The sequence below is a fragment of the Micromonospora sp. NPDC007220 genome, assembly GCF_040634035.1.
Taxonomy (GTDB): Bacteria; Actinomycetota; Actinomycetes; order Mycobacteriales; family Micromonosporaceae; genus Micromonospora; species Micromonospora reichwaldensis.
Map to the genome: position 1 here is coordinate 128,421 of NZ_JBEYEU010000012.1, position 20,828 is coordinate 149,248.

Below are 20,828 nucleotides of genomic sequence, written 5' to 3' on the forward strand. Positions count from 1 at the left end.
CGCCGTCGCGTCGGCGGGAGGCAGGATGGGCGGGTGACTGCCCCCACCCGCCCGCCGTCGGCCGTCCTGGACGCGGTGCTCGAACGGTTGACCTACGTCAACGAGGAGACCGGCTACACCGTCGCACGGGTGGCCACCGACCACGGCAGCGACCTGCTCACGGTGGTCGGCGCGCTGCTGGGAGCCCAGCCGGGGGAAAGCCTGCGCCTGTCCGGTCGGTGGTCGTCGCACCCGCAGTACGGCCGGCAGTTCGAGGTGCACTCGTACACGACCGTCCTGCCGGCCACCATCCAGGGCATCCGCCGCTACCTCGGTTCCGGGCTGGTCAAGGGCATCGGTCCGGTGTTCGCCGAGCGGATCGTCGCCCACTTCGGTCTCGACACCCTCCGCGTGATCGAGGAGGAGCCCGCCCGCCTGGTCGAGGTGCCCGGCCTCGGACCGAAGCGCACCGCGAAGATCACCGCGGCGTGGGAGGAGCAGAAGGCCATCAAGGAGGTGATGGTCTTCCTCCAGGGCGTCGGCGTGTCCACCTCGCTGGCCGTGCGGATCTTCAAGCAGTACGGCGACGCCTCCATCACGGTGGTCAGGAACGAGCCGTACCGGCTGGCGGCCGACGTGTGGGGCATCGGCTTCAAGACCGCCGACACCATCGCCCAGGCCGTCGGGATCCCGCACGACAGCCCCCAGCGGGTCAAGGCCGGCCTGCAGTACACGCTCTCCGAGGCCACCGACAACGGGCACTGCTACCTGCCCGACGGTCAGTTGGTCGCCGACGCCACCAAGATCCTCGACGTGCCCGCCGACCTCGTCACCACCTGCCTGGACGGGCTCGTCGGCGAGGAGGGGGTGGTCCGCGAGACGCTGCCCGGCCCGGATGGCGAGCCGACGGCGGCGGTCTACCTGGTGCCGTTCCACCGCGCCGAGCAGTCCCTCGCCGGATCCCTGCTGCGGCTGCTGCGCGACCGCGCCGACCGGCTGCCCCACTTCGCCGACGTCGACTGGGGCAGGGCGCTGGCCTGGTTGAAGGCCCGCACCGGCACCGACCTCGCCCCCGAGCAGGAACAGGCCGTCCGCCTCGCCCTCACCTCCAGGGTCGCCGTGCTGACCGGTGGCCCCGGCTGCGGCAAGAGCTTCACCGTACGCTCGATCGTCGAACTCGCCGCCGCGAAGCGGGCCAAGGTCACCCTCGTCGCGCCGACGGGCCGCGCCGCCAAGCGGCTGTCAGAGCTGACCGGGCACCCGGCGGCCACCGTGCACCGGCTGTTGCAGCTGCGCCCCGGCGGGGAGGCCAGCCACGACCGGGACAATCCCCTCGACGTCGACCTCCTCGTCGTCGACGAGGCCTCCATGCTCGACCTGATCCTGGCCAACAAGCTCGTCAAGGCCGTCCCGCCCGGCGCGCACCTGCTGCTCGTCGGCGACGTCGACCAGCTCCCCTCCGTCGGCGCCGGCGAGGTCCTGCGGGACCTGCTCGCCGCCCCGGCCGTCCCCCGGGTCCGGCTGACGCAGGTCTTCCGCCAGGCCGCGGAGTCCGGGGTCGTCACCAACGCCCACCGCATCAACGCCGGCAAGCCGCCGCTGCTCCAGGGCCTCAGCGACTTCTTCCTGTTCGCCAGCGACGACACCGACGCCACCGCCGCCCTGACCGTCGACGTCGCCTGCGCCCGGATCCCCGCCCGCTTCGGCCTCGACCCGCGCCGCGACGTCCAGGTCCTCACCCCCATGCACCGCGGCCCGGCCGGCGCGGCGGCCCTGAACACGCTGCTCCAGCAGCGGCTCACCCCGGCACGCGAGGGGCAACCTGAGCGCCGCCTGGGCGGACGGGTGTTCCGCGTCGGCGACAAGGTCACCCAGATCCGTAACAACTACGACAAGGGCCAGGCCGGCGTCTTCAACGGCACCGTCGGCATCGTCACCGCTCTCAGCACCGACGAGCAGACCCTGACGGTACGCACCGACGAGGACGAGAGCATCGACTACGACTTCGACGAACTCGACGAGCTGGCCCACGCGTACGCCATGACGATCCACCGCTCGCAGGGCTCCGAATATCCCGCCGTGGTCATCCCGCTGACCACCAGCGCCTGGATGATGCTGCAACGCAACCTGCTCTACACCGCCGTCACCCGCGCCAAGAAGCTCGTCGTCCTGGTCGGTTCCCGCCGTGCCCTCGCCGCCGCCGTCCGTACCGTCGGGGCCGGACGTCGCCACACCGCCCTCGACCACCGCCTCGCCTGAGCGCCTCGCTGCTGCCGCACGCCGGCCCGGGGCCGCCGGTCCCCGCCGGGGCCCTACGCCACCGGACGGGGCGCGGTCGGTGTGGGGCGCAGCGCCGCGAGCTGGATCTGCAACGCCAGCCGCGTGCGCGGCGAGTCGAGATCCACGGCGACGACCTCGGTGAGGCGACGCAACCGGTACCGGAGCGTGTTGGGGTGCACGTGCAGCTGCCGGGCGGCCCGCTGCGGGTCGCCCTGCTGGTCGAGCCAGGCGGCGACGGTGGCGACGTAGTCGGTGCCGTGCTCCCGGTCGTGGGCCACGAGACCGGGCAGGGGGCCACCCAGCAGCAGGTCGACGCTCGGCACGGCGCCGACCACCCGGTGCACGACCAGCTCCGCCCAGTGGTCCTCGAACCGCAGCACCGGGCTCCGCTGCCCGGCCGGGCCGCGCAACGCGAGCAGCTCCGCCGCCTCGGCGCGCGAGCGCGGCAAATCCGCCATGTTCCGGGCGACGCCGCCGGACGCGGCGTACAGACCCGGGTCCTGCACGGCGACGTCGTGGATCAGCTTCTCCATCCACCGCCGCGAACCGGGCGAGGTGCCCTCGTCCACCAGGACGGCGAACAGGACGTCTCCGACGTCCGCGAGCAGCGGCTGGCGCCAGCCGTGCCGGCGGGTGATCGACTCCCACAGCGCGAGGTTGTCGACCATCTCCCCCGTCCCTCCGAGGGCGACGACCCGCCACGGTCCCTCGGGCAGGGCCAGCTCCTCCCGGCCCATCCCGCCGGGGGCCCGCAGGACCGCCCGCAGGCGGTCGGCCGACACCCGGCGCGCGACGTCGGCCTGCACGCGCAGGCGGAGCAGGTGCAGGGCCAGTACGGACGCCGTGCCCTGGAGGTCGCGCAGCCGCCCCTCCGGCACCGGGCCCTCGACGACGGCCCAGATCGAGCCGAGCAGCTCGCCGCCGGCGCGGATCGGGACGACGAGGCGGGGCAACGTCCCGTCCGGGCCCTGCGGTACGAAGATCAGCTCGCTGCCCGTCGCGAGCTTGCGGAAGACGCCACGGGAACGGAAGTGGGCGATCACGTTGCCGGGGGCGCGACGGCCGACGATCGTCGACACGCGCGCCGGGTCGGTGCGGTCCTGGCGCGACGAGTAGGCGAGCACCCGGGACTGGGCGTCCTCGATCGTCACCGGCGCGTCGACGACGGCGGCGGTCGCGTCGGCGAGGGCGAACAGCTCGTCGTAGACGCCGGGCTCCCCGGTCTCCGGCGAGCCGGGCGCGACGGCCCGGTCGATCATCCCGCGGAGCAGCCAGACGAGCTGGGCCCAGGAGCCGTGACGTTGAAGCTCGACCAGGGTGAGGCGCCGGTCGGCGGCGGCCGACGTCACGTCGGGGTGCGCGGCCAGCGGAGGCTTGAGCACCAGGCCGGCCGCCCCGGTCTCCTGGCAGCGCGCGACGACGGCGAGGGCCTGTGCCGGGGTCGCGACGCCCGCGCCGAGGACGAGGTCACCGCTCTGGCCGGTCGTGGCGTCGTCGGCGAGGGTGACGTCGCGTACCTCCGCCTCGTCGGCGGGGACGACGACCTTGAGCAACGCGGCGCCGGCCGCGTCCACCACGCCAGCCACGGTGAGCATGCCGCGATTGTGCCCCGATCTTGTCCGGCAGGGCCAATGACCTGGGCGATCGTTGGCCGGAACGGACAATGACCTCCCGGCCCGGTGGGGACAGGATTGGCCGCGATCCCTGTCGCGCCCGAAGGAGAAGACGCCATGTCCCCCGTCGAGTCAGTGCCCGCCCCCCAGCACGTCGCCGTCGTCGGCGCGGGGATGGTCGGGCTGGCCACCGCCTGGTTCCTGCAGGAGCGGGGGGTCCGGGTCACCGTGCTCGACCGTACGGGGGTCGCGGCGGGCGCGTCGTGGGGCAACGCGGGCTGGCTCACCCCCGGCATCACCACTCCCCTGCCGGAGCCGGCGGTGCTGCGTTACGGGGTGCGCGCCGTGCTGAGCCCGTCCTCGCCGGTCTACGTGCCGCCGCGCGCGGACGCCCGGTTGCTGCGGTTCCTGGCCGGCTTCGCGCGGCACAGCACGGCGTCGAAGTGGCAGAGCGCGATGCGGGCCCTCATCCCGATGAACCGGCGGGCGCTGGAGGCGTTCGACGCGCTGACCGCCGGTGGGGTCGCGGCGCCGACGCACGAGGCGAAGTCGTTCCTCGCCGCGTACCGGACCGAGGCCGAGCGGTCGGTCCTGCTCGACGAACTGGCGCACATCCACTCCGCGGGCCAGGGGATCGAGTTCGACGTCCTCACCGGGGCCGAGGCACGGGAGGTGGAGCCCTCGCTGTCGGACACGATCGGCGCCGCCATCCGCCTGCACGACCAGCGCTACGTCAACCCGGGCCAGTACGTGCACGCCCTGGCCGACTCGGTCCGCGCGCGGGGCGGAGTGGTCGAGGCCGGCGTGGACGTCCTGGACGTCCGCGACGAGGCGACCGGTGTCCGGGTGGTGACCTCCGCCGGCACCGACGAGCGCTACGACGCGGTGGTGCTGGCGACCGGCACCTGGCTCGGCCAGTTGGCCCGGCGCTTCGGCGTCCGCACCGTCGTGCAGGCCGGCCGCGGCTACAGCTTCAGCGTCGCCATCGAGCACCTGCCGGCCGGCCCGGTCTACTTCCCCGCGCAGCGCGTGGCCTGCACGCCGCTGGGCGACCGGCTGCGCGTCGCCGGGATGATGGAGTTCCGCAGCGCCGAGGCGCCGCTGGACCGGCGCCGCGTCTCGGCCATCGCCGAGGCCGCCCGACCGCTGCTGCGAGGCGCCGACCTGGACACCCGCACCGACGAGTGGGTCGGCTCGCGGCCCTGCACCCCGGACGGCCTTCCCCTGATCGGCCGGACCAGGTCACCGCGCGTCTTCGCCGCCGGCGGTCACGGCATGTGGGGCATCACCCTCGGCCCGCTCACCGGCGAGCTGCTCGCCGAGCAGATCACCGGCGGTGGGCAGCCCGTCGAGCTGCGCCCGTTCGACCCGCTGCGCTGACGGACGTCGTCGGAGCCCTCGACGGCCAGTAGGGCTCCGACGCACAGCGGTCGGATGCCCCCGATCCGCGCGAGGCGGAGGGGCCCGCGGCACCGGGTCCCCCATCCGGAGCACCTGGGCACGACCGTCTGCTGGCGGCCAGCTACGGTAACCCTCGCTTTTCGCGTGTCGGAGGTAGGAATGCCGCAGTGGACGGCGGGCCTCGTCGTGCCCGTCATGCTCGCGTCCTTGACCGGGTGCGTCGGAGGCTCCACGGGGGACACGGGACAGTCAACATTCGCCCCGCAGGGCGGCGCGTGCCACCGGTTCGACGTCCAGGAAGGCGACCGCCACTCCTACGCCCCCGTTTCCTGCGCCGAAGCGCACGAGGCGGAGACCGTACACGTCGGTGCGTTCGTCGGCGCCGACGCCGAGCAGGACACGGTGCCGGCCAGGCAGGGCCCGACGCTGCGGAAGGCGTTCGACGCGTGCGACGCGGCGGCGACGGACTACGCGGGCGGCGAGTGGCGTGGAGCGCGTCTGCTGCTGCGGGTCGTGATCCCCACCGGGCGAGGCTGGGCCGCCGGCGAACGGTGGTTCCGCTGTGATCTCAGCGAGATCACCTATTTGGAGGTTACGGATCCGCGTCCCCGGCAGGGCAGCCTGCGGGACGTGCTGAAAGGCACGTCCGACCTGGCTTTCAACTGCCTCAACGTGACCGAATTGCCCGACGGGAACCTCGGCGGGCTGATCGAACTGGATTCGTGCGCCGTCACCCACGACGCGGAGTACGCCGGGGTGTGGCGTGCGCCGGAGACCGCCTTCGCGGACGTGGCCGCCGAGGGCGGACCAGCCGGTGACGGATGCTGGGATGTCGTGGCCCGGTACGTGGGGGTGCCGCGAGACGCTCTAGAGGGCCGCGCCGACGTGGTCTGGCGGCTCCCATTCGAGCAGGACTGGCTCGCCGGGGACCGCGGCGTCCGCTGCTTCCTCTGGATCCCGGACCGCACCCTCACCAGGTCGCTGCGGAACAGCGGCACGAAGGGCCTGCCGGCACCCGGCCGACCCGACTGAGTGTCTGGCCGGCAGCGTTCGGCACTGGCCCGGCCGGACCACGCAACGTGGCGCAGGGGCGCTGCGCTCGGCCGGTTCCCGGCCAGGCCAGCCCGGATGACGCCGTCGGATGACGCCGATGACGTTTCGTACCCAGCTCCATGACAGTTGTATGAAGAAGCTGTGGAAGTGACCGGGAGTGGTTTCGCCGCCCTTCCGGCGGGGGCAACACCGCAGCTCGACGACAACTCTCCCGGAAGGACGGCTCCACGTGGAAGTCACCGGTTTCTTCACTGCCATCATCATCGGCCTGATCATCGGGGCGTTGGGCCGCCTGGTCGTCCCGGGCAAGCAGAACATCCCGATCTGGCTCACGCTGCTCATCGGTGTGGTGGCGGCGATCCTCGGCACTCTCGTCGCCGGGGCCCTGGGCGTCGACGACACCAGGGGGATCGACTGGATCGAGCTTGCCCTCCAGGTCGTCTTCGCCGCGATCGGTGTCGCCGTCGCCGCCGGCGCCTACGGTCGCCGACGCATCCGCTGACCTGCACGTCCCACGGCGCCGGCCCACCCTCGCGGCGGGGCCGGCGCCGTCCTGTCCGCCGAGGTGCCGGGAACCCGCCGCGCCGCCCGTGTCCTTCAACGGAGCGCCGACGACAGGTGCCGGCCCTACCGGCGGCAGTCGCAACCGTTGCGGCCGCTGTCCGCACGCCGACGGGGCTCCGGCTCGCAGGTGGCGCAGAGCCGGGTCGACGGGCGATGCGCCAGCTCCTCGATCGGGATGTCGCGGTCGCACCCTCCGCAGGTGCCGTAGCGGCCCTGTTCCAGGTAGTGCAGTGCGCGGGCGATGTCACCCAGGGCCCGTCGCGTGGCGGCGGTCAACGCGGCGGCCGCCTCGAGATCGGCGCCGTCGGAGCGCGTCCGTCGGGCCTGCCGGTCCAGCAGCGCCAACTGGATGCTGTGCCGCTCGTACTGCTCCTCCAGGACGATCCGGAGCACCCCCAGCTCGGCCTGCCTGTTCACGACGTACACGATCGGTCCTTCTCCCTGCTCGGAACGAAAAGAAAGGGCGGAGCGCTGATGCGCTCCGCCCGCCGGTGCCGGTCCTGTGGATCTCGGACGGGTGGCGGCGGGCGGCGCTGACGAGGCGCCCGCCGGGTCGGCGGCGCGACGATCGGCGCGACGGTGCCCCGGCGAACGCGGGCGACCGACGGCACGACGAGGCGACGGGTGATCGCACCCGCGACGAGGTGGGCCTGCGGCCCGGTGGTCGCAGTCGTCCGCGACGGGGCGGGAAACTCCTGGTACGCCGCGGTGCGGGGCTGCCGGGAGGGGCCGGGGGCGGTCACGGCGCCACCATAGACCGAACGCCCGCGTACCGGCCAGCGCCCGGCGCCCCGGGGCCCCGTCGTGGGGTTGCTGGGTCGGTCCGGGCGGCCGTGGCCCGCCGCACAGGCCCCGAAATCGAGGTGCGCGTGACGACCCGGCGCTCTAGGTTTCCGCCGTGACCCTCGACATCGTGCGCCTGGCGGACCGCCCCGACCTCGGCCGTTCGCTCGACGAGGACTTCGACGGGGCGTGGCCGCCGTTCATGCTGTGGGACCCGATGGGCACGGTGTACTACGGCGTCGCCCACGACCTGTATCCCGAGTTCGTGTTCGCCGCGGTCGACCCCGCCGACCCCGCCCGCGCGGTCGCCCGGGCGTACGCGGTGCCGTTGCGCTGGACGGAGTCCGAGCTTCCCGACGGCGGCTGGGACCGGGTGATCCAGCGGGCCACCGTCAACCGGCTGACCGGCGCCGACACGAACATGGTCTCGGCGTTGGAGATCTGCATCCGGCCCGACCGTCGCGGCACCGGGTTGTCCGCCGTGATGCTGGCCGCCATGCGGGAGGCCGTCGCGAAACTGGGCTACGACACGCTCGTCGCGCCGGTCCGGCCGAGCGGCAAGCACACCCGGCCCGAACTGCCGATGGCGCAGTACGCGGCGCAGGTCCGCGAGGACGGCCTGCCGGTCGACCCCTGGCTGCGGGTGCACGTCCGCGCGGGCGGACGCATCGAGCGCGTCGCCACCCGGTCGATGACGATCGCCGGGACCCTCGCCGACTGGCGTCGCTGGACGGGCCTGCCGTTCGACACCAGCGGGCCGGTCCACGTGCCGGGGGCCCTCGTCCCGGTGCACTGCGACGTGGCGCACGACCACGCCGTCTACGTCGAGCCCAACGTCTGGGTCAGGCACCGACTCTAGGTCGTCACGCCGGGGTCAGGGCGCGGGCCAGTTGCGCAGCAGGGCGTCGAGGGCGTCCAGGACCCGTGACCACGTCTCCTGCGTGTCGGGGGCGCTGTGGCTGAACCCGCCGCCCATCTCCAGGCTGACGTAGCCGTGGAAGACGCTGCCCAGCAGCCGGACCGCGTGCGTCTGGTCCGACTCCGTCAGGTCGTAGCCGCGCAGCAGCGCCCGCGTCATCTGCGCGTGTCTGCCGCCGGCGCTCGCCGCCGCCGTCTTCGGGTCGAGCCTGAGCTGGGCTGCGGCGTAGCGGCCGGGATGTTCCCGGGCGTAGTCGCGGTAGACGTTCGCGAGGGCGGTCAGGGCGTCCTTGCCGGCGCGCCCGGCCAGGGCGTCGGCGGCCCGGTCGGCGAGTTCCTCCAGGGCGAGCAGGGCGATCCTGGTCCTCAGGTCCTGGGAGTTCTTCAGGTGCGAGTACAGGCTCGCGACCTTGACGTCGAACCGCCTGGCGACCGCCGAGACGGTCACCTGGTCGAAGCCGACCTCGTCGGCCAGTTCCGCTCCCGCCAGGGTCAGGCGTTCCGGGGTCAGTCCTGCGCGTGCCATGTTCCTCCGCCCGCTCGGCATAACCCATTATGCATTTGCCTACTACCTTTAGGGAAATTAGCCTGCCGCGTATGAAGCCGCTGACCGAGCAAGAGATCCGCACCGCCTTCGTGAACTGCACCAAGGGCGAGGCGAAGCGTCTGTCCGTCCCGCGCGACCTGGCCGACCGGCCCTGGGACGACCTGGACTACCTCGGCTGGCGAGATCCGCAGGCCCCCCACCGCGCCTACCTCGTCACGGAGCTGGACGGCCGGCCGAGGGCCCTCGCGCTGCGCTGCCCCAGCCCCGCCCCCTCGCAGCCACGGCGCGGCATGTGCTCGATGTGTCTGACCGCCCCCGCAGGCGGCGTCTCCCTGATGGTTGCGCCGAAGGCGGGCAAGGCCGGGCAGCAGGGCAACACGGTCGGCACCTACATGTGCAGCGACCTCGCCTGCTCGCTGTACGTGCGGGGCAAGAAGGACCCGGGCGCCGGCGCACGGCTGCAGGAGTCACTCACCCTGGAGGAGAAGATCCAGCGGACCATGGCGAACGTCGCCGCGTTCATCGCCACCGTGACCGCCTGATCCCCAGGCTTCGCAAATTCGCACGTCGGCGATGACGAGCGGGCTCACCTGCCCACCGGAACCCGCCGACGCGATCCGCGCCCTCGAAGGCCACTGCCGGCGCGCCACCTGACCACCCACCGCGAGGAGAGGCCGCGGCGGGGTTCACGGCGAGACGGGAGGCGGCCCGGTGTAGCCGCTGTTCCAGCGGAACCGACTGGTCGGCTGGGCGTACTCCTCGTTGACGTGCGCGATCCAACCCGCCGTCCGGGCGACCGCGAAGATCACCTCGGCGGCGCCCGGCCCCATGCCGGCCGCGTGCGACAGCACGGCGACCGCGAAGTCGACGTTGGGCAGGGCCTCCCGCCGCGCCGCCGTGGCCGTCAGGTCGTCCACGGCCCGCCGCAGATCACCCTCGAACGGCAGGTCCGCGACGAGATCGAGCAGGGTCGTGCCACGCGGGTCGCCCGCCGGATACAGCGCATGCCCGAACCCTGGCAGGTTGCCGGCCCGCAGCCACTCGGCGATCGCGGCCGACGCCCCGTCCCGCCGGGCGGCCTCGATCATGCGGTGGACGCCGCTGCCGACGGCCCCGTGCATTGGCCCGTCCAGCGCCCCGAGGCCCGCCAGCACCGCCGCGTAGGGGTTCGCCCGGGTGGAGGCCGCAACGCGTACCGCGATGGTCGACGCGGCCAGGTCGTGGTCGGCGAGCAGGACGAGGGCGGCGTTGAGCGCCCGGAGACCAGCTGCGGACGGTGGCGTGCCCGTCAGCCGCGACCACAGGCGGGCAGCGAGGCGCTCGTCGGAGGGAGCCTGTCCGGCGAGGGGCAGGGCGTCGACCATGGTGGACAGCAACCCCGGCGCGACGGCCGTCACGGTAGCGGGCGCCAGGTCGAAGCGCAGCGGGTCCATCGCGGCCGCGACGGCGACGATCACCGGCAACCGGTCGAACAGCCGTGCCCGGGCGGGGAGGTGGCTGCTCGCCAGCCTGGCCCTGTCGAGGGTCTCGGCGGACGCCGCGAAGGTCTCCCCGCGCCGCTCCCCCGTCCACAGCCAGTGCGCGACCTCCTCGAACGCCGACGCCGGCGCGAGCCTGCCGACATCCAGCCCCCGGTAGTGCAGCCGCCCGTACGCGATCAACGTGGTGGCCGTCCGCATCGCCGGGGCGCCGTCGCGGACCGGCCGGGTCGCCTGCGTGCGGGAGGCCAGCCGTTCGACGTCGGCCAGCCGGAACCGGCTGATCCGCTCGCCGGGAACCTTGACCCGGGCAAGCAGTCCGCGACTGACGTACGCGTAGATCGTCTCCGGCTTGACGCGCAGGCGAAGCGCTACCTCGGCGGTGGTCAACAGCTGTTCCCCGGACATGTGGGCATGGTCTCACGTTGACTGGATCAACGTTGACTACGCCCGTCCGGGGGCGTGACGCTGCCCGCATGCCTGACACCATCACCGTTCCGCGCGGGCTCGCCGGCGTCGTGGTCACCGATACCACCATCGGCCGCGTCCGCGGCGCCGAGGGCTTCTACCACTACCGGCAGTACTCAGCGATCGACCTGGCCGAGCAGCGCACGTTGGAGGACGTCTGGGCGCTGCTCATCGACGGTTGCCTGCCCACCGATCCCACGGCGCTGCGCCGCGAGATCGCGCCGCTGCGCCACATCCCGCCCGCCGTCGCCGCCGCGCTGCCCGACATCGCCGCGGCGTCGACGTCGCCGGACCCGATGGGCGGACTGCGCGCCGCCCTGGCCGTCGCCGGCCTCGCCGCCGGGGCCCGCCCGTTGTACGACACCCCGCCGGCAGAACGGCGGGCGCAGGCCATGGCACTCTGCGCCCTCACGCCCAGCCTGCTGGCCGCGCTGTTCCGGCTGCGGGCGGGGCTGGAGCCGATCGAGTCGCGCGACGACCTGTCGCACGCGGCGAACTACCTGTACATGATCACCGGCAAGGAGCCGTCCGCTGCGCACGCCCGCGCCATCGAGCGCTACCTGATCGCGACTGTCGATCACGGCTTCAACGCGTCCACCTTCACCGCCCGCGTCGTCGCCTCCACCGGCGCAGACATCTACGCCTGCGTCGGTGGCGCCCTCGGCGCGCTCTCCGGCCCGCTGCACGGCGGCGCGCCCAGCCGGGCCCTCGACACCCTCGACGCCATCGGCTCCCCCGACCGGGCCGACGCGTGGCTGCGCGACCGCATCCTCAGCGGCGAGCGGATCATGGGATTCGGGCACCCCGTCTACCGCACCGAGGACCCCCGCTCACGCATGCTCAAGGCGATCGCCCTGTCCCTCGGTGGCGATCTGGTGGACCTCGCCGTGGCCGTCGAGGAGCGGGTCCTGTCGCTGCTGGCGGAACTGAAGCCGGGCCGGGAACTGCACACGAACGTGGAGTACTACGCCGGCGTGGTCATGCACCTGTGCGGGCTGCCCCGCGAGATGTTCACGCCGACGTTCGCCACCAGCCGGGTGATCGGATGGTGCGCGAACGTGCTGGAACAGGCCGAGGACTCGAAAATCATCCGGCCAGACTCGCGCTACGTGGGCCCCAGCGCGCCCCGACCGCTGCCGACCGGGACCGCACCACCCCTGGGCTAGGCGCCATCGCCCACCGCGATCCGTCATCCGCGATGGCGCCTCGCGCGTACGCCGGAGGCCGGTGCCCAAACGTCACCCAGGACGGGGCGGAGCACTGGCACCGGAATCGCCCTGCGGGCAGGCGAGCCACCGCAGTAAGGGAGCCGCCGGCGCGACGGCATCGCCGATCCGCACCACTTCCGGCGCGCGTACGCGTGTCACACCGCCCCTGGTGGCGGCCGCCAGCGCACCGGCCTCCGACGTCGCCGCGCCCGGGTTGCGCGCCGCCGGCTCGCCTCGGGCGGTCGGTGCGGCGCCCTCGACGGGGTTCGGCGTCGCGGCGGCGGAGGCGCCCCGCGCGCTCTCGTCCGCCCGGTACGGCGGGTCGGCTCCCTCCGGCGAGGCCGGGCCTGCGGCGGTCAGCGCCACGAACGCCACCGCGACGACGGCAGCGGCCAGGGCCGCGCGACGCTCGGCACGCAGCCCGGTCGACGGGGCCTGATCCGGGTGGACCGGCAGCGGTGGCACCGGCCGCGCGTGCCGGTGGGCGGCCAGCAGGGCCTCGAGCTGCGCGGTGACGGCGGCCCGTTCGCCAATGGCGGCGGCGAAGGCGAGGGTGAGATAGAAGCGGAAGTTCACGGTCGCGGCGGCCGGCACCCGCAGCCCGGCGAGCCGGCGACCGTCGGTGGCGTGCAGCAGGGTGAACGGCACCTCGGGATGGTGCGCGGGCCCCACCAGGTCCGCGTACCTCCACTCGTGCCGCCACCCGCGCCCCGAGGAGAAGGCGACGCGGTGGTTGGTCACGACGGCCATTCCCGTGTCCAGGGCCCGCACGCCCCTCGGCAGCGCGCGGCCGGCGGCGTCGTCCGTGGCGACGGTCAGGCCCGGGGCGGGCAGCCTGGTGCCGTGCCGCGCGTCCGCCTCGACCAGGTCAGCGACCGGCAGTACCCGGTAGACGACCTCGTCGGCGTCGAGGTCCACCGGCAGGCCGGCACGCGGCTGCGTGCACCCGAGGAACCCGGCCGCCTCGATCCGCAGCCGGGCCAGATGGTCGTGGTGCCGCTGCCAGGCCGCCACCTGCGTGTCGTACGCGCACCGCCGCCGGTCGTTCTCGCGCTCGGCCCACCTGATCCGCCACGCGGGCTGCGCCGACGCCGGGATCGCCATGCGGGAGTGTGAGGCTGCCGTCACGTCTCGTACAACCATCGGCCGCTCGATGAGGAAACTGGTGCAGGTCGATACTTCCCATTGATGCCGGTAGGGGCGGTTCGGCCTTGCGTCCTGAGCTGCCGGCGTCGACAGATCTAGTCATGCCTGTCGATGTCTGGTAGAAATCCTGCAAGGTCGGCCTTCTCATCGCAGGAATCCCCCCACGCGAACGGGAGAGTCATGTCGTCCACCCGATCCACCCTGCGCCGCCGCCTGCTCACGCTCCTGGTTGCCATCGCCGCCGCGACCGGGGCCACGCTCGGACTCGCCAGCCCGGCCTTCGCCATCAGCCACTCCGACGCCACGTCGCAGCTACGCGCCGCCGGCGTCTCCTGGACCTCCAGCGGCAACTGCAGCGACCGTTACGTCTCGACCTGCACCTCGTTCGACGGCGTCCGGCAGGCCACCATCAGCGGAATCATCACCTTCAAGCGCGCCAGCGGCTGCGCCGTGACGATCACCGCCGGCACCGAGGTCGGGCACGCCGGCGGCACCTACAGCCACTGGAACGGCTACAAGCTCGACATCGCCCTGAGCACCTGCATCCAGAACTACATCTCGGCGAACTACACCTACGTCGGCTACATCGCCGGCTTCGGCTACCAGTACCGGGCGGCCTCCGGCAACCTGTACACCAAGGAAGGCAGCCACTGGGACATCCTCTTCTACACCTGCGGCGGCTGCTGACGGGGGAACCGGGTGCCGCCACCGTCAGGTGACGGCACCACCCCGGTCACCCGGCAGGAACATCGGCGCGGCACCCGCGACGAAGGGTGCCCACCCGGCGGTGGACGCCCTTCCCGGTCCGGCGACCCTGGGCTCAGGCCCCGCCGAGGGTCCGGGCGAACCGGCGGATGTCGTCGACCAGGAGCCCGGGCTGCTCCAGCCCCGGGAAGTGGCCCCCGCGGTCGTGCTCGGTCCACTGCACGATGTTCGGGAAGGCCTGGTCGGCCCAGGCCCGGACGGGCTGCGAGGGGTCGTGCGGGAAGACCGCCACCCCGAGCGGCACCGGCACCGGGGGCTGCTGCCGCGGCGCGGCGCTGACCGGGAGCATGTCCGCCGTCTCGTGGTAGAGCTGGGCGGAGGAGCCCGCGGTACGGGTGAACCAGTAGAGCGACACGTTGGTCAGCAGGCGGTCCCGGTCCACGGCGTCCTCCGGGCTCTTGCCGGAGTCGGTCCACTCCTTGAACTTCTCCACGATCCACGCGAGCTGCCCGACCGGGGAGTCGGTCAGGGCGTACGAGAGCGTCACCGGGCGGGTGGCCTGGATCTTCATGTAGCCGGACTCGTCGTCGACGAAGCGGGCCAGCCGGGCGAGCCGCCGGCCGGTGTCCTCGTCGAGCGCGCCCAGCTCGCGTGGGTCGCCGGGGGGCGGCGTGATGAGGAAGTTGACGTGCGCCCCGATCGCGTGCCCGGCGTCCGCCGCCGCGAGCGCGACCGTCACCCAGGAGCCGAAGTCGGTGCCCTGCGCCAGGTAGCGGCCGTAACCGAGCCGGTCCATCAGTTCGGCCCACGCCCCGGCGATGCGCGGCACGCCCCAGCCGGTCCCGGTGAGCGGGCCGGAGAAGCCGTACCCGGGCAGGGACGGGATCACCACGTGGAAGGCGTCCGCGGGGTCACCCCCGTGGGCGCGCGGATCGGTCAGCGGCCCGACGAGGTCGACGTACTCCAGGAAGCTGCCCGGCCAGCCGTGGGTGAGGACGAGCGGCGTCGCGTCCGGCTCCGGGGACCGTACGTGCAGGAAGTGCACCGTGGCGCCGTCGATCTCCGTGACGTACTGGGGGTACTCGTTCAGCCGCGCCTCGGCCGCCCGCCAGTCGTACCCGCTGCCCCAGTAGTCGGCCAGCTCCCGCAGGTAGGACTGCGGCACGCCGCGTTCCCAGCCGTCCGCGCCCGGCTCGTGCGGCCACCGGGTGTCGGCCAGTCGTCGGCGCAGGTCGTCGATGTCGGCCTGCGGTATCTCGATGCGGAACGGCTTCATCCCAGCGCCCTCCAGGGTCACGGCTCGCGCGAGATTCACATCCTTGACGGCGTACGCGGGGGCGCGCACCTTCCGCCGTGCGGTCTGCCGCGCGGGCACCCGGCAGGCTCAGTCGGGGTGGGCCGCAGCGTCGAAGCTCTCCGGGTCACGCCGGCCCACGCAGTATCGTCGTCCGATGCGGACGAGGGCGGAACATGCGGCGAACCCCCACGGAGGAATCCCTCGGACCGTCGGGGAGGAAGACCTCGCCGGCTTCACCGCCGGCCAGTTCCTGGACGTGCTGAAGGCCCTCACGGCGATCCTGACGCTGCCGTCGTCGGCCGCCGACCGCGTCAACGCCCTCGTCGTGGCCACCGGCCAGGGCGAACAGTGGCGGCTCAGCCACGCGATCCGCACCTGGGAGGCGAACCCCGGCCTGCGTCACCTCCTGGTGACGAACGGGAACCCGGCCGAGGAGACCTACGTCGAACTCACGCTCGACCACCTGCGCGGCCTGGGCCTCCGTCGCTGCGAGGGGGTCCGCCTCCAGGCCGGACCCGCCCCCCACACCGGCCGGCAGGCCGCCTGGATCGCCGAGCAGGCGCAGGGCCTCGGCATCGCGAGCCTCGCGCTCGCCGTCTCCCCCTACCATCTGCCCCGCGCCTACCTCACGGTCCTCAAGGCACTGGGCAGGAGGAACCTCCGCCTGCCCGTCATCCCCGTCCCCGTGGCCGTCTCCCCCGACACGCCCGTCCCGGAGACCGGGGCCACCGCCTACGACCTCGTGCCGGGAGAAGTGAAACGGATCCTCACCTACATGGACGAGGACCAGGTCGCCACCCTCGGGGAACTCCAGCAGTACCTCCGGTGGCTGTGGAGTCGCCACGAGTCCCTCCTCGTCGGCGCCCCGGGCTGACCCCCGGCCGCCCACGAGGCAGGGGCCCCGCCAAGATGGCGGGGCCCCTGCGTCGACGCTCGGATCGGATGCCGGTCAGCACCAGCCGTTGATCGGACCGTTCACCCCGCTCGCCAGGTAGGCGTCGGACACCCAGGTGCCGTCGCTCAGTCGGTTCCACAGCGCGGTGGTGCCGTACCGCCCGGCGTGGGAGGTGCCGTTGGCGGAGCAGGAGACGGTGACCGTGGTGCCGTCGCCTACCGATCCCCGCACGGCGTAGCCGGTGCCGGGGCCGGACCGCTTGTTCACCGAGCCACCACCGTTGGCGTCGACCACCGCCTGGTTGAAGCCCAGCGCCCCGTAGTTGTAGAGGCCGGCGCCGGCGCCGGCCCAGACCGAGCCGTGCCGCGCCCCGCCCTGGTAGGCGGCAGCGCCGTTGGCGAACTCCCACTTGCCGATGCTGTGGCCGGCGATGCCGACATAGGCGCTGTTCTGCCGCAGCCCGAAGTGGACGTGCCGGCCGTACGCCGCCCCGCCGCAGGTGACGTCGGTGCCCGTGTAGCCCAGGTACGCGCCCTGGCCGACGGCGGCGCCGTTGACCGAGATGCTGCTCCACAGGTGGTAGTAGTCGGTCGAGTAGCCCCGGTCGTGGATCACCCGGATCCACCCCGTGCACATCGTGTACGCCGTGCCGGCCCGCGCCGCGCGGACCACCTGGTCACCGCCGGCCAGGTCGATCGAGCTGTACGGCGCCTCGTAGCCGCCCCAGCCGTGCGGGCCGCTGGTCAGCGTCCACGTCTGACCCACCGCGAAGGGCAGGGCCATCCCGGTCCGATAGTCGCCGCCCGCCTGCATGGTGCTCGGGGTACGGGCGAAGACCGCCTTCTCCTGCTTGTTGACCAGGGGCGACTCGGCGGCCAGCTCGCTGAACCCGGCCTCGCCGTCGAAGTTCACCCGCCACGTGCCGGCCTCGGCACGGGCGATGAAGATCGCGCCGGTCGGATGGACGTCCTTCTCGTGGGTGGTGACGGCGACGGCGGTGCCGAAGGCCCACGGGCCGTTCCTGCGGGTGACGTTCACCCGGGTCTCGGAGCTCTCCGGGTGCGCCACCGCGGAGGTCTCGGCGTGCTCCGCCTCCGAGGCCTGGACCTGCGCGCGCAGCTTGGCGGTGACGGCGTCCTCGACGCTCACCCGCACCGGCTCCGGCTTGGGCACGGCGGCGTGCGCGGCGGTGCCGCTGACCAGGAGCTCCGTCGCCAGCAGGGCTGTGGCGACGCCGGCCCATCGTCTCATGTGCACCATTGACGACCTCTTTCAAATCGAAGGACATCGCTAAGTGGTGCTGACGATAGACAGAACGAGGAAGATTGTCTACATGTTGACCCGCCGGCAATGAAGGTATGTTTCGGCGCGGGGCCGAAGATCCACCGTCGGCGACGGGGGTCCCGGCCGGATCGGGGACGCCCCGCCGCGCGAATCTGCTGGTAGACGCCCCGTGGCGCGGGTCGGGTGCGAGACTGGAGCTGTCGCCGAGGGGGATCCCGTATGTCTGCTGGTCGCTATCTCGCGGTCGCCGGTCCGCGCGAACTCCGTGCGGGAGAGGTGTCCGGGGCCGAGCCCGGGCCCGGCCGCGTGACCGTCGACATCACGTACACGGGGATCTGCGGCACGGACGTCCACGGCTACACCGACGGGCACATGCTGCCGCCGGCGGTCTTCGGGCACGAGTGGACCGGTTCGGTCTCGGCGGTGGGCGCCGGCGTGGACGGGCTGCGGGTCGGCCAGCGCGTGGTGGGCGCGGTGGGGCCGGCGTGCGGCCGTTGCCGCCAGTGCGTCGCCGGGCACGCCCGCCACTGCGACACCGTGTTCGCCGAGGCCAACGGGGTCGACGCCGACGCACCGCCGCACGGCGCCTTCGCCACCCGGGTGCAGGTGACGGCGCGGCGAGTCATCCCCGTTCCGGAGAGCCTCTCGGCGGTGGAGGCGGCGCTCGTGGAGCCGGCCACGGTCACCTTCCACGCCGTGCGGCGGGTGGCGGCGGAGTACGGCAGCACCACGCTGGTCCAGGGCGCCGGCCCGATCGGGCTGCTCACCGCCCAGCACGCGCGCAACGCCGGGGCGGGGCCGATGATCATCTCGGAGCCCTCCGCGGCGCGCCGTGCGCTGGCCGGCAGGCTCGGCTTCGCCCACGTGGTCGAGCCCGCCGACCTGCCGGCCGCGCTGGACGAGCTCACCGCGGGCATGGGCGCCGACGTCGTGTACGAGTGCAGCGGCGTTCCGTCGCTGTTCCAACCGTCGGCCGAGCTGGTGCGCCGGGGCGGGACGCTCGCGTTGCTCGGCTACCCGCTGGAGAACTCGAGCGTCAGCTACGGCGACTGGCAGAGCCGGGAGCTGACGGTGATCGGGTCACTGGCCTACCAGCACGAGGACTTCGTGGGCGCGATGCACGCGATCGCCGCACGTCGCATCGACGTGGCGGCACTGCACACGGGCACCTTCGGGCTGTCGTCGCTGAAGGACGTCCTCGACGAACTCGACTCGGGCCGCAGCGAGCACACCAAGGTGCTGATCGACCCGAACCAGCCGGACCGGGCCTGAGCCGGCGGGCGGCGCGGCGGCGAGGGGTCAGTGCGGGAAGACCCGGGGCGTGCGCCGCTCGACCTCGTCGCGGAAGTCCTCGATCCGGGAGGCCACCTGTCGCATGCCGACGGTGTGCTCCAGCCGGTCGAGATAGAGCGAACGGCGGGCCAGGCCGTCGAGGTCGAAACTGAAGTAGATCGCCATCAGCGGGTTGACGAACAAGGTGCTGCCCCGGGTGCGGCGGGTCACGTGCACGTCCCCGTCGGCGCCACGGATGGCGGCGGCGATCTGCCCGTGCACGATGCTGGGCCGCAGCGGCGTGGCCGCCTGCCCGTACGCGACCGCGTCCCGGTACAGCCGCGCCTCCCGGCTGCTGCCCGGAATGGACAGCGCCCCGAGGTACGCGCCGTCGCGGTCGAGGGCGGCGATGTTCTCCAGCACCTGGGTGTGGTTGACCCCGTGGTACGCGTCGATGCCGAACCCGAGGCACACCACCAGCTTCACCGGCACGTCCAGGCCGGCCACCGCCGCGAGGCTCGTCATGTCCTCGACGGGGGTGCCGAGGCCGGCCTCGTCGCCGCGCATGAGGATGTCGGTGCCCCCGTCGACCAGCACCACCGCGTCCACCCCGAGCGCATCGACCAGATGCCGGTACGCGTCGCGCAGCGGCTCCACGCCCACCCGCGGGAAGGCGAACACGGTGCTCGGCTGGTCGTTGGCGGCGAGCCAGCGGGCCAGCGCCCGTTCCGGGAAGTACTCGTCGGGGCCGGCGGTGTCCGGGGTGACGGCGGCGACGTCCTGCGCCGCCCAGGCGTCCAGGTCGAGCAGTTCGAGCCGCGTGAAGGAGAGGTTGGCCAGGTGCACCGTCCGACCGGCGTCGCGTAACGCGACGGCCAGCGGAATCGCGGCGTACACGTCGAAGCCGCCGCCCGCGCCCGCGATCAGCACGGTGCGCGCCGGCTCCAGCGCGGCGAACAACGGCGGTACGGCCAGCGACCGCATCGAGCCTCCTCAGGCGACCGGCACAGGGGTTCCCTGGCAGGCGGGACGGTTCCGTTCAGAACAGCGTCGACGGCCCGACCGGCTCCGGCTCGGGCAGCGGCTCGACCTCGGGCAGGCGCGCCCGCACCTCGTCGTGGAACCGGCGGGCGAGCTCGGGCGCGTCGGCGTTGTCCGGGGTGTGCACGAAGATCGTCGGCGATCGGCCCTCGCGCAGCCACCCGGTCACCACGTCGAGCCACGGCTGCCAGCCCTCGACCGTCCGTGCGGGGTCGTCGCGACCGAGATAGCGGACGATCGGCCGGTCGGTCAGCGCGCGGGTGCGCAGCGGGGTGCGCGGCTTCCTGGTCCACGCCTCGCGTTCCGCGTCGCTGGTCGGCGGGGTGCGGAAGAACGCGGTCGTGTCGAAGGGCACCCACTCGGCGCCGACGGTGGCGAGCGCCTCCTCCAGCGTCCGCGCCGCCCGGGGGTCGTCGAAGAACGCGGGGTGCCGGACCTCCACGGCGTACCGGTGGGCGGTGGGCAGCCCGCGCAGGAAACGGGCCAGCGCGGGTACGTCGGCCGGGCCGAACGAGCCCGGCAGCTGGATCCAGAGGGCGTGGGCCCGTGGGCCGAGGGGTTCGACGGCGTGCAGGAAGGCGCGGAGTTCCTCGTCGGCGCCGGTGAGCCGACGCTCGTGCGTGACGACCTTCGGCAGCTTGGGCACGAACCGGAAGTCGGGGTCGGTCTGCTCCGCCCAGGAGGCGACCGTCTCCCGGGCCGGGGTGGCGTAGAAGGTGGTGTTCCCCTCGACCGCCGTGCACCAGCCGGCGTATGCGCGCAGCCGCTCGTGGGCCGGCAGCGGATGCGCCAGGAAGCGCCCCTGCCACGACTTGTGCGTCCACATCGCGCACCCCACGTGCAGGCGCATCGGATCCTCCCACCGCTCGACGGCCCGACGCGGGGTGACCCGCGCC

At 73.3% G+C, this 20,828-nt stretch carries 19 protein-coding genes; 10 read left to right on the forward strand and 9 right to left on the reverse strand.

The window, feature by feature from the left end:
- The first annotated feature begins 33 nt into the window (after window positions 1-33).
- On the forward strand, window positions 34-2,238 hold the full coding sequence (locus ABZ573_RS21320) for an ATP-dependent RecD-like DNA helicase (protein ID WP_358120226.1): 2,205 nt from the start codon (window positions 34-36) through the stop codon (window positions 2,236-2,238).
- Window positions 2,239-2,291: 53 nt separating this feature from the next.
- On the opposite strand, the gene ABZ573_RS21325 is transcribed toward ABZ573_RS21320, so the two are convergent.
- The gene (locus tag ABZ573_RS21325; RefSeq protein WP_327028538.1) at window positions 2,292-3,854 is read right to left on the reverse strand and encodes a helix-turn-helix domain-containing protein; all 1,563 of its coding nucleotides are present in this window, start codon (window positions 3,852-3,854) and stop codon (window positions 2,292-2,294) included.
- Window positions 3,855-3,989: 135 nt separating this feature from the next.
- On the opposite strand from ABZ573_RS21325, the gene ABZ573_RS21330 reads away from it, so the two are divergent.
- The 3 genes from ABZ573_RS21330 to ABZ573_RS21340 all read left to right on the forward strand — a co-directional run bounded on the left by ABZ573_RS21330 (window position 3,990) and on the right by ABZ573_RS21340 (window position 6,828).
- Window positions 3,990-5,252 carry an FAD-dependent oxidoreductase gene (locus tag ABZ573_RS21330; protein WP_358120230.1) on the forward strand — a complete coding sequence of 421 codons (1,263 nt, stop codon included), beginning with the start codon at window positions 3,990-3,992 and terminating at the stop codon, window positions 5,250-5,252.
- 180 nt (window positions 5,253-5,432) lie between these two features.
- Complete coding sequence (locus tag ABZ573_RS21335) at window positions 5,433-6,305, forward strand: septum formation family protein (RefSeq protein WP_358120233.1); 873 nt, start codon at window positions 5,433-5,435, stop codon at window positions 6,303-6,305.
- A 250-nt stretch (window positions 6,306-6,555) separates the two neighbouring features.
- Complete coding sequence (locus ABZ573_RS21340) at window positions 6,556-6,828, forward strand: GlsB/YeaQ/YmgE family stress response membrane protein (RefSeq protein ID WP_132239801.1); 273 nt, start codon at window positions 6,556-6,558, stop codon at window positions 6,826-6,828.
- A 125-nt stretch (window positions 6,829-6,953) separates the two neighbouring features.
- Here the strand turns inward: ABZ573_RS21340 and ABZ573_RS21345 are convergent, their stop codons facing one another.
- Window positions 6,954-7,316 carry a hypothetical protein gene (locus ABZ573_RS21345; RefSeq protein ID WP_327028540.1) on the reverse strand — a complete coding sequence of 121 codons (363 nt, stop codon included), beginning with the start codon at window positions 7,314-7,316 and terminating at the stop codon, window positions 6,954-6,956.
- Between the two features lie 472 nt (window positions 7,317-7,788).
- Between ABZ573_RS21345 and ABZ573_RS21350 the strand changes: the two genes are divergently transcribed.
- On the forward strand, window positions 7,789-8,532 hold the full coding sequence (locus ABZ573_RS21350) for an N-acetyltransferase (RefSeq protein ID WP_358120238.1): 744 nt from the start codon (window positions 7,789-7,791) through the stop codon (window positions 8,530-8,532).
- 15 nt (window positions 8,533-8,547) lie between these two features.
- Here ABZ573_RS21350 and ABZ573_RS21355 read toward each other — a convergent pair whose 3' ends face one another.
- Window positions 8,548-9,117 (reverse strand): TetR/AcrR family transcriptional regulator, encoded by a 570-nt coding sequence (locus ABZ573_RS21355; protein WP_151455478.1) that lies wholly within the window; start codon window positions 9,115-9,117, stop codon window positions 8,548-8,550.
- A 71-nt stretch (window positions 9,118-9,188) separates the two neighbouring features.
- On the opposite strand from ABZ573_RS21355, the gene ABZ573_RS21360 reads away from it, so the two are divergent.
- The gene (locus ABZ573_RS21360) at window positions 9,189-9,680 is read left to right on the forward strand and encodes an FBP domain-containing protein (protein ID WP_358120242.1); all 492 of its coding nucleotides are present in this window, start codon (window positions 9,189-9,191) and stop codon (window positions 9,678-9,680) included.
- A 144-nt stretch (window positions 9,681-9,824) separates the two neighbouring features.
- Here the strand turns inward: ABZ573_RS21360 and ABZ573_RS21365 are convergent, their stop codons facing one another.
- A complete protein-coding gene (locus ABZ573_RS21365) occupies window positions 9,825-11,024 on the reverse strand; it encodes a citrate synthase (protein ID WP_358120245.1) in 1,200 nt (399 codons plus the stop codon).
- A 68-nt stretch (window positions 11,025-11,092) separates the two neighbouring features.
- Between ABZ573_RS21365 and ABZ573_RS21370 the strand changes: the two genes are divergently transcribed.
- On the forward strand, window positions 11,093-12,250 hold the full coding sequence (locus ABZ573_RS21370; RefSeq protein ID WP_358120248.1) for a citrate/2-methylcitrate synthase: 1,158 nt from the start codon (window positions 11,093-11,095) through the stop codon (window positions 12,248-12,250).
- 72 nt (window positions 12,251-12,322) lie between these two features.
- On the opposite strand, the gene ABZ573_RS21375 is transcribed toward ABZ573_RS21370, so the two are convergent.
- Window positions 12,323-13,396 carry a hypothetical protein gene (locus ABZ573_RS21375; RefSeq protein ID WP_358120251.1) on the reverse strand — a complete coding sequence of 358 codons (1,074 nt, stop codon included), beginning with the start codon at window positions 13,394-13,396 and terminating at the stop codon, window positions 12,323-12,325.
- Between the two features lie 222 nt (window positions 13,397-13,618).
- Between ABZ573_RS21375 and ABZ573_RS21380 the strand changes: the two genes are divergently transcribed.
- Entirely contained in the window at window positions 13,619-14,125 is a 507-nt protein-coding gene (locus ABZ573_RS21380; protein WP_358120254.1) for a hypothetical protein, read from the forward strand.
- Between the two features lie 133 nt (window positions 14,126-14,258).
- Here ABZ573_RS21380 and ABZ573_RS21385 read toward each other — a convergent pair whose 3' ends face one another.
- Window positions 14,259-15,419 (reverse strand): epoxide hydrolase family protein, encoded by a 1,161-nt coding sequence (locus tag ABZ573_RS21385; protein WP_358120257.1) that lies wholly within the window; start codon window positions 15,417-15,419, stop codon window positions 14,259-14,261.
- A 175-nt stretch (window positions 15,420-15,594) separates the two neighbouring features.
- On the opposite strand from ABZ573_RS21385, the gene ABZ573_RS21390 reads away from it, so the two are divergent.
- Window positions 15,595-16,314: an ElyC/SanA/YdcF family protein gene (locus ABZ573_RS21390; protein ID WP_358120260.1), complete on the forward strand. Its 720-nt coding sequence runs from the start codon at window positions 15,595-15,597 to the stop codon at window positions 16,312-16,314.
- Between the two features lie 75 nt (window positions 16,315-16,389).
- Here ABZ573_RS21390 and ABZ573_RS21395 read toward each other — a convergent pair whose 3' ends face one another.
- Window positions 16,390-17,595: a peptidoglycan DD-metalloendopeptidase family protein gene (locus tag ABZ573_RS21395; RefSeq protein WP_327028549.1), complete on the reverse strand. Its 1,206-nt coding sequence runs from the start codon at window positions 17,593-17,595 to the stop codon at window positions 16,390-16,392.
- Between the two features lie 243 nt (window positions 17,596-17,838).
- Here ABZ573_RS21395 and ABZ573_RS21400 point away from each other — a divergent pair, with 243 nt between their 5' ends.
- Window positions 17,839-18,891, forward strand: coding sequence for a zinc-binding dehydrogenase (locus ABZ573_RS21400; protein ID WP_358120264.1), 1,053 nt, complete (start codon window positions 17,839-17,841; stop codon window positions 18,889-18,891).
- A 27-nt stretch (window positions 18,892-18,918) separates the two neighbouring features.
- Here ABZ573_RS21400 and ABZ573_RS21405 read toward each other — a convergent pair whose 3' ends face one another.
- A complete protein-coding gene (locus ABZ573_RS21405) occupies window positions 18,919-19,875 on the reverse strand; it encodes a DUF1152 domain-containing protein (protein ID WP_358120267.1) in 957 nt (318 codons plus the stop codon).
- Window positions 19,876-19,930: 55 nt separating this feature from the next.
- Window positions 19,931-20,758, reverse strand: a complete 828-nt coding sequence (locus ABZ573_RS21410; RefSeq protein WP_358120312.1) for a DUF72 domain-containing protein — start codon at window positions 20,756-20,758, stop codon at window positions 19,931-19,933.
- Window positions 20,759-20,828: the final 70 nt, after the last annotated feature.